This window comes from Pseudomonas sp. NPDC087639 (assembly GCF_044743385.1).
Lineage (GTDB): Bacteria > Pseudomonadota > Gammaproteobacteria > Pseudomonadales > Pseudomonadaceae > Aquipseudomonas.
The window spans coordinates 1-10,324 of sequence record NZ_JBIUWI010000102.1; the positions used below are offsets into that span (position 1 = coordinate 1).

Annotated in this window: 6 protein-coding genes, 2 tRNA genes and 1 pseudogene; 5 read left to right on the forward strand and 4 right to left on the reverse strand. The window is 59.9% G+C overall.

The window, feature by feature from the left end; translation table 11 throughout:
- On the forward strand, positions 1–1,038 hold a 1,038-nt coding region (locus ACIOVB_RS25750), incomplete at its 5' end, for an adenylosuccinate synthase (protein ID WP_401272075.1).
- Between the two features lie 139 nt (positions 1,039–1,177).
- Positions 1,178–3,112, forward strand: coding sequence for a methyl-accepting chemotaxis protein (locus tag ACIOVB_RS25755; protein WP_187677876.1), 1,935 nt, complete (start codon positions 1,178–1,180; stop codon positions 3,110–3,112).
- Between the two features lie 88 nt (positions 3,113–3,200).
- Here the strand turns inward: ACIOVB_RS25755 and ACIOVB_RS25760 are convergent, their stop codons facing one another.
- From ACIOVB_RS25760 to ACIOVB_RS25775, 4 genes are all read right to left on the reverse strand, one after another.
- A complete protein-coding gene (locus ACIOVB_RS25760; RefSeq protein WP_401272076.1) occupies positions 3,201–4,766 on the reverse strand; it encodes an ABC transporter permease in 1,566 nt (521 codons plus the stop codon).
- Positions 4,766–5,776, reverse strand: a complete 1,011-nt coding sequence (locus ACIOVB_RS25765; RefSeq protein ID WP_401272077.1) for an iron ABC transporter substrate-binding protein — start codon at positions 5,774–5,776, stop codon at positions 4,766–4,768. The genes ACIOVB_RS25760 and ACIOVB_RS25765 overlap by 1 nt, the downstream gene beginning before the upstream one ends.
- A gap of 197 nt (positions 5,777–5,973) precedes the next feature.
- Positions 5,974–6,060 (reverse strand) — tRNA-Leu (locus tag ACIOVB_RS25770).
- 181 nt (positions 6,061–6,241) lie between these two features.
- Positions 6,242–6,328 (reverse strand) — tRNA-Leu (locus tag ACIOVB_RS25775).
- Positions 6,329–6,553: 225 nt separating this feature from the next.
- On the opposite strand from ACIOVB_RS25775, the gene rnr reads away from it, so the two are divergent.
- From rnr to ACIOVB_RS25790, 3 genes and pseudogenes are all read left to right on the forward strand, one after another.
- Complete coding sequence (gene rnr, locus ACIOVB_RS25780) at positions 6,554–9,184, forward strand: ribonuclease R (protein WP_401272078.1); 2,631 nt, start codon at positions 6,554–6,556, stop codon at positions 9,182–9,184.
- Positions 9,181–9,948, forward strand: coding sequence for a 23S rRNA (guanosine(2251)-2'-O)-methyltransferase RlmB (gene rlmB, locus ACIOVB_RS25785; protein ID WP_401272079.1), 768 nt, complete (start codon positions 9,181–9,183; stop codon positions 9,946–9,948). Before rnr ends, rlmB begins: the two co-directional genes overlap by 4 nt.
- Before the next feature lie 307 nt (positions 9,949–10,255).
- Positions 10,256–10,324 (forward strand): annotated as a pseudogene (locus ACIOVB_RS25790) (30S ribosomal protein S6); the annotation flags it as partial.

Genomic DNA, 10,324 nt, shown 5'->3' on the forward strand with positions numbered 1-10,324 from the left:
ACCAAGCTGGAAGAGAACGGCGTACCGGTGCGCGAGCGTCTGCGTATCAGCCCGTCCTGCCCGCTGATCCTGTCCTTCCACGTGGCGCTGGACCAGGCCCGTGAAAAGGCCCGTGGCGAGCTGAAGATCGGTACTACCGGTCGCGGCATTGGCCCGGCTTATGAAGACAAGGTTGCACGTCGTGGCTTGCGTGTTGGCGATCTGCTCAACATGCCGCGCTTTGAAGACAAGCTGCGTGAACTGGTGGACTACCACAACTTCATGCTGGTGGGTTACTACAAAGAGCCTGCCATCGACTACGACAAGACCCTTGCCGAGTGCAAAGAGTACGCTGAGCTGCTCAAGCCGCTGATGCTGGACGTGACGGCCGAGCTGCACGACCTGCGTCGTGCCGGCAAAGACATCATGTTCGAAGGCGCCCAGGGTTCGTTGCTCGACATCGACCACGGTACCTACCCGTATGTGACCAGCTCCAACACCACCGCGGGTGGCGTAGCGACCGGTTCGGGTGTTGGCCCGATGTTCCTGGACTACATCCTGGGCATCACCAAGGCTTACACCACTCGCGTGGGCTCGGGTCCATTCCCGACTGAGCTGTTCGACGAAGTGGGTGCGCACCTGGCCAAACAAGGTCACGAGTTCGGCGCAACCACCGGCCGTGCCCGTCGTTGCGGCTGGTTCGACGCCGTTATCCTGCGTCGCGCTATCGACGTGAACAGCATCTCGGGCATCTGCCTGACCAAGCTGGACGTCCTCGATGGCCTGGAAACCATCAATATCTGCACCGGCTACAAAGACGCGCAAGGCAACGCCGTTGCGCCGACCGACGCCGACAGCTACGTGGGCCTTCAGCCTGTTTACGAAGAAGTGCCGGGCTGGACTGAATCGACCGTGGGCGCCAAGACCCTGGAAGAGCTGCCAGCTAACGCTCGTGCCTACATCAAACGCGTTGAAGAGTTGATCGGCGCGCCGATCGACATTATTTCGACGGGCCCGGATCGCAACGAAACCATCGTTCTGCGTCACCCGTTTGCTTGATAAGTCGTTGATGTAAAAAACAAAGGCCCCTTAATCGGGGCCTTTGTCGTTTATGCCTGTTGGACGGCATGACCTTTGCTGTGAATCTGTCTACAAGAGTGCCATCAAATTAATGGCGTCAGAAGTAGAGGGATTCATAGTGTCAGCCGTTCTCTCACTGTTACAAAGCCGTTTGTTGCGGCCCGTGTTCGTTACCCTTGGTATCGCCCTTTTGGTGCAGGTGCTGGTGGCCGTTGCCCTGACGCGGAGCACGGTCACGGCGCTGGAAGCCGATCTGGCGGTGCGCCTCGGTGCCGATAGCCAGAAGCTCTCCGGTGAACTGGAGCAGGCCGGGCGTGAAGTCACGTCGAGCCTCGACGCCTTGTCCGCCAGTACCCGCCAGCGCCTGACGGCCGGTTTGTCCACGCGACTGAAGGACGAACAGGCACAGTTGCGCGCGACATTGGAAAAGGATCTGAAGGACTCGGCCAACGACATGGCCCAGTTGCTCGCCTCCGTTGCGCCCCGCGCCATGTGGGACAGCGATGTGCCAACCCTGTCGGAATTTGCCCGTCGCGCCCAGCGCAATCCCAACGTGTTGTTCGTGGTCTACGACGACGCCACCGGCCAGCACCTGACCCGCTACCTCAACCGCGAAAACCCGATTAACAAGGCCTTGCTGGAAAAGGGCCAGGGCGAGCGTGCGCTGGATAAAGTGCTGGATGCGGCGAAGAACGATCCGTCGGTCTACTACCTCGAGGCTTCGATCAATCCGAATGGCGTGGAAATCGGCAAGGTGCTGATGGGGGTTTCCACGGCTTCGGTGGAAACCGATCTGGCCGCCCTCGACAAGCGTTTCACCGCGCTGATTGCCAGCAGCGATCAATTGGTCGGTGACAGCCTAAAAGGCGCCGCAGCCGACAGCGCGACGGCGATGCGTGCGCGATTGCAATCAGCGCAATCCACCGCCACCGAGATGAAAGCCAACACCGCCAGCACCGTGCAGGATGCCGCAGCGACTCTGCGCTGGCGGATCGGCATGGGCCTGGCGCTGGTCGGCTGCGGCGTGCTGCTGTTGCTGGCCGTGGTGCTCGGCCATCGCGTGGTCAATCGCTTGAAGATGCTCAATGCCGCCATGGACGATCTGGCGGCGGGCGAAGGCGACCTGACCAAGCGGGTGCAGATCAACAGCAAGGACGAGATCGGCGACATGGCCTCGGCGGTCAATCGCTTTGTCGATAAGTTGCAGCCGATCGTGCGCGAGGCGGGCGATGTGGCGCAACGTACTGGCGTGGAAATCGGTGCCATGACGCTGCGCAATGCCGGTGCCGATGCGGCGGCCGGGATGCAGCGTGACGAAGTGGCGGAAAGTCTGCGGGCACTGTCGCAAATGGCCGACGAGGCGCAGTCGGAAAGCCATGCCATGCAGGCTGCGTTGAAGCAGGTTGTGGATATTCGTCAGGCGACTGATGAGAACACTCGCACCTCTGCCAAGGTCGGCAGCTTGATCGAGGCGCTGGCCGGGCAGGTCGATACCGGGGCGAAAGTTATTGAGCGTCTGGCGCAGCAGAGTGAACAGATTGAAGTTGTTTTGACGGTGATTCACGGCATTGCTGAGCAGACCAACCTGCTGGCATTGAACGCGGCGATTGAAGCGGCGCGGGCCGGCGAGACCGGGCGTGGGTTCGCCGTAGTGGCGGATGAGGTTCGGGCGTTGGCGAGCAAGACGCAAAGCTCGACCGGTGACATTCAGGCGCATATCGTCGCCTTGCAGCAGGGCGCGCGTGAGGCGGTGGAGGCGATTGGTCAGGCCGGGCGTCAGGCCAGCGAAGGTTTGCTGGTGCTGCGTGACAGTGCGCGGTTGCAGCAGTCGGTGCAGGCTTCGGTTGAGCAGGTGCATGCGGCGATTGGCCTGGCGACTCAGGCGGCGGCGCATCAGGCGCAAGGTGCGCAGGCGGTGCGTGGGCGGGTCGAGACGATACATGCTCAGGCCGAGAAAGCGGCGCAGGCGGTGGTGGAAACCACGGCCAGTGGCAAGGTGCTGGATGGTCTGGCTGCGCAGTTGAAGGCAAGCCTGGGGCAGTTCCGGGCCTAAGATTAAAAGATCGCAGCCTGCGGCAGCTCCTAAAGGGAAACGCAAATTCCTCTGTAGGAGCTACCGCAGGCTGCGATCTTTTGCTTTATCAGCGGCTCAAATACATCCGCGTCGTCAGCAGATACACAGGCAATCCAGAAACCAGAATCAACAACGCCGCATAAGGCGCCGCCGCTGCAAACTCGACATTCGCGGTATGCGCCCAGACCTCGGTCGCCAGCGTGTTGAGCCCGGTCGGGCTCAGCAGCAAAGTCGCCGTCAGCTCCTTCATCGCATCTAGGAACACCAGTGCAAACGCTGCGCCCAATGCCGGGAAGATGATTGGCAGCGTCACCCGGCAAAACGCCGTGAACGACGATGCACCCAGCGTGCGTGCCGCCTCTTCCAGCTGCGGTGCCGCCTTGTTCAGTGCGGTGCGAATCGGCGCCTGAGCCAGCGGCAGAAACAGCAACGCATAAGCGATCAGCAACAGCGCAGACGTCTGATACAGCACTGGTACGTAATGCAGGGCGAAATACACCAGCGTCAACGCAATCACCAGTCCTGGCAACGCATGCAGCAGATACGGCAGGCGCTCGGCCCAGATCGCCAGTTGGCCTTTGTAACGCACGACCAACAGGCCGACCGGTATCGCCAGCAGTAGGCACAGCGCTGCGCCACCCAGCGAGAGTGCCAGCGACGACAGCAGTGCTTCGGTAATCGCCGCGACCGGGAAGGCTGCCGAAGAGCCCGCCGCCAGCCAGTACGCCAGCATGCCCAGTGGAATCCCGCTGCCGATGATCGCCAGCATCAGGCAATACAGCTGACCGACAGTGGCCCACGGTCCGAGCCGAACCTGTTCAGCCTGACGCGCCGCACCTTGCCCGGTGCGCACATGACGGCCTTTGCCGCGCACTCGCAGTTCCAGCCACAACAGCACCAGACACAGCGCCAGCAACACCGCAGATAGCATCGCCGCATTCGCGTTACTGAATTCCAGTTCGAACTGTTGATAGATCGCAGTGGTGAAGGTTTGCAGGCCGATGATCGACAGCGCGCCGAACTCCACCAGCATATGCAGGGCAATCAGCAGCGAGCCGGCCAGCAGCGACGGCCAGAGTAGCGGTAGCGTGACGCGAAAGAACACGCCCCAGCGGTTCTGGCCGAGGGTGCGCGCAGATTCTTCAAGGGAGGGATCGAGGTTGCGCAAAGTGGCTGCAACCGGCAGAAAGATCAGCGGGTATTTCGACAGGCTCATCACCAGAATCGCCCCGCCGAGGCCTTCGAACTGTGCGCTCAGCGACACCCAGGTGAAGCTGCTGACAAATGCCGGCACCGCGAAGGGCAGGCACAAAATCACGCCCCATAGACGTCGCCCGGGCAGATTGGTGCGCTCTAGCAGCCAGGCCAGCGACAAACCAATCACGCCGCAGGTGATGGTCACGCCGACCATCAGCGCCAGCGTATTGCGCAGCAGGCCGAACACATAAGGGCGCCACAACAAATGCAGCGCCTCGGCCCAGCCGGCCTGCCAGGCCTTCAGCCCGACATAGGCCAGCGGCAACAGGCTCATGACCACCAACAGCAATACCGGCAGCACCAGCCAGATCGACGGCCGCTTGCGCCGTGGCACGTAACCCCCGCGCGTGGCGGGGGCGGTTAACGATGCGGCCATCAGTTCAAGCCAACTTCGCGTTCCAGATCCAGCGCTTCTTCAGCATTGCCCAGATCGGCCGGGGTGACGTTCGGCGCTTCCAGCTCGCTGAACGGCTTGAGGCCGCGATCCGATTCCATACCTTTGTGCAGCGGGTATTCGGCGGTTGTCTGGGTGATCACGCGCTGACCTTCTTCGCTGGCCATGTAGGCGAGGAATTGCTGGGCTTCTTTTGGGTGCTTGCTGGATTTCAGCACGGCCGCACTGGATACGGTGATCAAGCCACCAGCGTCGCCGCCGGTGAAGTAGTGCAGTTTCGAATCCAGTTTGCCTTTCTCGCGTTGCAGGGCGAACCAGTAGTAGTTGTTCACCAGGACGGTGGCGACTTCGCCGTTTTCAACCGCTTTGAGTGCGACCATGTTGTTGCTGTAGGTCTTGCCGAACGCGCGCAGGCCGGTCAGCCATTCTTCGGCGGCGTCACGACCGTGCATCTTGATGATGGCCACGGCCTGTTCCTGGAAGGCGCCGCTGGTTGGAACGAAACCGACTTTGCCTTGCCATTGCGGGTCGGAAAATTCCATCACCGATTTCGGCAGGTCTTTTTCATCGATCAGCTTCGGGTTGAACGCAACCACGCGAACGCGAGCGGTGACGCCGATCCACGTGCCGTTGCCGGCGACATATTTTTCTGGGAGTACAGCCAAAGTGGCGTCGTCGGCCTTGGCCAGCAGGCCTTGCTCGCCGAGATTGTTCAGTGGTGGAGATTCTTCGGTGTAGATCACGTCGGCGGGGGAGCGGTCGCCTTCCTCGATGATCTGGCTGGCGAGCTGGTTACTGCTGCCTTTGCGAACATTGACGTGAATGCCGGTCTTGGCTTCGAAGGCTTTGGCGATCGCATCGCCGACTTCCTTGTGCTGGCCGTTGTAGAGAGTCAGGGAAACCGCATCGGCAGCCTGGGCGAGGGGAGTGGCGAGTGCCAGGCCGAGAAGGGTGAAGGTAAAGCCTCGGCGCAGGGTATTTCGAAACGTCATTCGCAGGGTTCCTCACTGTCGCATTGCAAAAACTTGAAACAATGATAAACGATATTGTTTCTCAAGTGCGCCTTGCGGGGATCTGGATGGTTTGCTAGGGAGGAGGGGGGGGGCAGAGGTTTTTCAAACCCCGGAAACGCAAAAACCCGCTTTCGCGGGTTTTTGTGAAATTCAAGGTCACGACCTTGGATTTGAATTGGTGCCCAGAAGAAGACTCGAACTTCCACGACCGTAAGGTCACCAGCACCTGAAGCTGGCGTGTCTACCAATTTCACCATCTGGGCAATCATCGCGAGCGTTGCCGCTGTTGATGTGGCGCACTATACGGAGCGCTTTTTGATCTGTAAACCCCTGATTTAATTTTAATAAATCGGTTTTAACAAATGCGTTCCTTAGAATGCAAAAAACCCGCTTTCGCGGGTTTTTGTGTGAGCCTTGAAACTGATCTAGTCTCAATCTCGAAATTGGTGCCCAGAAGAAGACTCGAACTTCCACGACCGTAAGGTCACCAGCACCTGAAGCTGGCGTGTCTACCAATTTCACCATCTGGGCAGTATCGGAAACGCTTGTGCGTCGTCGATGGCGCGCACTATACGGAGCGTCTTTTTAACTGTAAACCCCTGCTTCGATTTTTTTTGATTTTTTTTACCGACGGTGTTTAAAACGACTTCAAAGCGTCGATACAGGGCTTTAGAAGGGCCTTTATAGTCTGAAATTTCCCGTTTGATGACGCCTATGCCAAACTAACCCGTATATAGACAAGGTGAAAACTCTCTAATGGCCGATTGGCAGTCCCTCGATCCCGAGGCCGCTCGTGAAGCGGAAAAATATGAAAACCCTATTCCTAGCCGCGAACTGATCCTGGCGCATCTCGCCGATCGGGGTTCGCCTGCTGCCCGCGAGCAACTGGTCGAAGAGTTTGGTCTGACCACAGAGGACCAGATCGAAGCCCTGCGCCGCCGCCTGCGCGCCATGGAGCGCGACGCTCAGCTGATATACACCCGTCGGGGCACTTATGCGCCAGTGGATAAGCTCGACCTGATCCTCGGCCGCATCAGCGGTCACCGTGACGGTTTCGGCTTCCTGGTGCCGGACGACGGCAGCGATGACCTGTTCATGAGCCCGGCGCAAATGCGTCTGGTGTTCGACGGTGACCGCGCGCTTGCCCGTGTTTCCGGACTCGACCGTCGCGGTCGCCGCGAAGGCGTGATCGTTGAAGTGGTGTCCCGCGCTCACGAAAGCATCGTCGGTCGCTACTTTGAAGAAGGCGGTATCGGCTTCGTCGTTGCGGATAATCCGAAGATCCAGCAAGAAGTGCTGGTCACTCCGGGCCGCAATGCCAACGCTCAGATCGGTCAGTTCGTCGAGGTGAAAATCACCCACTGGCCAACGCCGCGTTTCCAGCCGCAAGGCGATGTGGTCGAAGTGGTCGGCAACTACATGGCGCCGGGCATGGAAATCGATGTCGCGCTGCGTACCTATGACATCCCGCACGTCTGGCCTGAAGCCGTTCTGAAAGAGGCGGCCAAGCTCAAGCCGGAAGTCGAAGATAAAGACAAAGAGAAGCGCGTCGACCTGCGCCATCTGCCGTTCGTCACCATCGACGGCGAAGATGCCCGGGACTTCGACGATGCGGTCTACTGCGAAGCCAAACCGGGCAAGCTGCGCTTGTTCTCCGGCGGCTGGAAGTTGTACGTGGCGATTGCCGACGTTTCCAGTTACGTGAAAATCGGCTCGGCGCTGGACAACGAAGCCCAAGTGCGTGGCAACTCGGTGTACTTCCCCGAGCGCGTGGTGCCGATGCTGCCTGAGCAGCTGTCCAACGGCCTGTGCTCGCTGAATCCGCAGGTCGATCGTCTGGCCATGGTTTGCGAGATGACCATCTCCAAGTCTGGCGAAATGACCGACTACTGCTTCTATGAGGCGGTGATCCACTCCCACGCTCGTCTGACCTACAACAAGGTCAGCGCGATGCTGGAAACGCCGAAAGCGACCGAAGCGCGCAAACTGCGTGGCGAATACACCGACGTCGTGCCACACCTTAAACAGCTTTATGCGCTGTACAAGGTGTTGCTGGCAGCCCGTCATGTGCGTGGCGCGATCGATTTCGAAACGCAGGAAACCCGGATCATCTTCGGTTCCGAGCGCAAGATTGCTGAAATCCGTCCGACCATCCGTAACGATGCGCACAAGCTGATCGAGGAATGCATGCTGGCGGCCAACGTGGCTACCGCCGAATTCCTGAAAAAGCACGAAATTCCTGCGCTTTACCGCGTTCACGCGGGGCCTCCACCGGAGCGTCTGGAAAAACTGCGCGCCTTCCTCGGCGAGCTAGGTCTGTCCCTGCATAAAGGCAAGGATGGTCCATCGCCGAAGGACTATCAGGCTTTGCTGGCGAGCATCAAGGATCGTCCGGATTTCCATCTGATCCAAACCGTGATGCTGCGTTCGTTGAGTCAGGCGGTGTACAGCGCTGAAAACGACGGTCACTTTGGCCTGAATTACGAAGCCTATACCCACTTCACTTCGCCGATCCGTCGTTACCCGGACCTGCTCACGCACCGCGCGATCCGCAGCGTGATCCATTCGAAGCAGGACACCCCGCACGTTCGCCGTGCCGGTGCGATGACCATTCCGAAGGCACGCATCTATCCGTACGACGAAGCGGCACTTGAGCAGCTCGGCGAGCAGTGCTCGATGAGCGAGCGCCGTGCTGACGAAGCGACTCGCGACGTGGTGAACTGGCTCAAGTGCGAGTTCATGAAGGATCGCGTGGGCGAATCGTTCCCGGGCGTGATCACCGCCGTGACCGGTTTTGGCCTGTTCGTCGAGCTGACCGATATCTACGTCGAAGGCCTGGTGCACGTCACCGCGCTGCCGGGCGATTACTACCACTTCGATCCTGTGCATCACCGCCTCGCGGGTGAGCGCACCGGTCGTAGCTTCCGTCTCGGCGACACCGTTGAAGTGCGTGTAATGCGCGTCGACCTCGACGAGCGCAAGATCGACTTCGAGATGGCGGAAAAAACCATCAGCGCGCCGATCGGTCGCAAAAAACGTGGCGCCGAAACCGCTGCTCCAGCGTCCAAGGCTCCGGAAGAAAAGGCTCCGGCAAAAAACGCCGGTCGTCGTCCGGCCAAAGAGAAGGCTGCCGAAGCCTATCGCCCGAGCGACGCCGTGGCGAAAAACGCCGAGCTGCGCAAAAGCCGTGAAATGAAGAAAGCGCTGCTTTCCGATGCCAAAAACGGTGGTAAAGCGGCGTCCGGGGGAAAGACCGGACGGTCGGCGCCTGAGAATGCGACCGGCGGCAAGCCAGCCAAACCGAGCAAACACCGTAAAGGCCCGCCGAAAGCGGGTTCTGCTCCAGCCAAAAGTGGCGGGGCACGTAAACCGAAGGCGAAGTCATGAGTCAGTTGGAAAAAATCTACGGCGTTCACGCGGTAGAAGCGTTGCTGCGTCATCACCCTAAGCGCGTCAAACAGATCTGGCTGGCCGAAAGCCGAAACGATCCGCGCGTGCAGACCCTGATCGAACTGGCCAACGAGAATCGTGTTCAGGTCGGTCAGGCCGAGCGTCGTGAAATGGACGCCTGGGTTGAGGGCGTGCATCAGGGCGTGGTCGCGGACGTGAGTCCGAGCCAGGTCTGGGGCGAGGCGATGCTCGACGAACTGCTCGACCGTACCGACGGCGCGCCGCTGCTGCTGGTGCTCGACGGCGTGACCGATCCGCACAACCTCGGCGCTTGCCTGCGTTCGGCGGATGCTGCCGGTGCGCTGGCGGTGATCGTGCCGAAAGACAAGTCGGCGACCCTGACACCAGTGGTCCGTAAAGTGGCTTGCGGCGCGGCGGAAGTGATTCCGTTGGTGGCAGTGACCAACCTTGCGCGCACCCTGGAAAAGCTCCAGCAGCGCGGTCTGTGGGTTGTCGGCACGGCGGGTGAGGCCGAGGTCAGCATTTATGACCAGGACCTGACCGGCCCGACCATCCTGATCATGGGTGCTGAAGGCAAAGGCATGCGTCGCCTGACCCGCGAGCACTGCGACTATCTGGTGAACCTGCCGATGGCCGGTAGCGTCAGCAGCCTGAACGTCTCCGTTGCGACAGGCGTGTGCCTGTTCGAAGCGCAGCGTCAGCGCGGTGCGAAAGCCAAGGCTTTCGCGAAGAAGTCCTGAGTCGAACACGGTACAAATGTGGGAGCGAGCCTGCTCGCGAAAGGGGAGTGTCAGTCGACGTAAATGTTGCCTGACAGACCGCATTCGCGAGCAGGCTCGCTCCCACAGTGTTTTGTGGTGTGGCATGAATCGGTGATTGTTCAAATAATCACCAATTGCCTTGCACCTCTTCAGTCCCTTCTCTACAATTGCGCCCCTTGCTGTGACGGCAGGCACGCATGTGCCCCGCGCCGGCAAGTCCATAAGTGTCATTCACTCCTTGTCTGACCGTTTTTGAGCGGCAGGCTACAACCCGTAAGGAGCATTCATGCGTCATTACGAAATCATCTTTTTGGTCCACCCGGATCAAAGCGAGCAAGTCGGCGGCATGGATGAG

Coding starts and splice junctions, on each gene's coding strand:
- ACIOVB_RS25760 (WP_401272076.1), bottom strand. CDS start 4,766: ATGGCCGCATCGTTAACCGCCCCCGCCACGCGCGGGGGTTACGTGCCA.
- ACIOVB_RS25765 (WP_401272077.1), bottom strand. CDS start 5,776: ATGACGTTTCGAAATACCCTGCGCCGAGGCTTTACCTTCACCCTTCTC.
- rnr (WP_401272078.1), top strand. CDS start 6,554: ATGGCCGATTGGCAGTCCCTCGATCCCGAGGCCGCTCGTGAAGCGGAA.
- rlmB (WP_401272079.1), top strand. CDS start 9,181: ATGAGTCAGTTGGAAAAAATCTACGGCGTTCACGCGGTAGAAGCGTTG.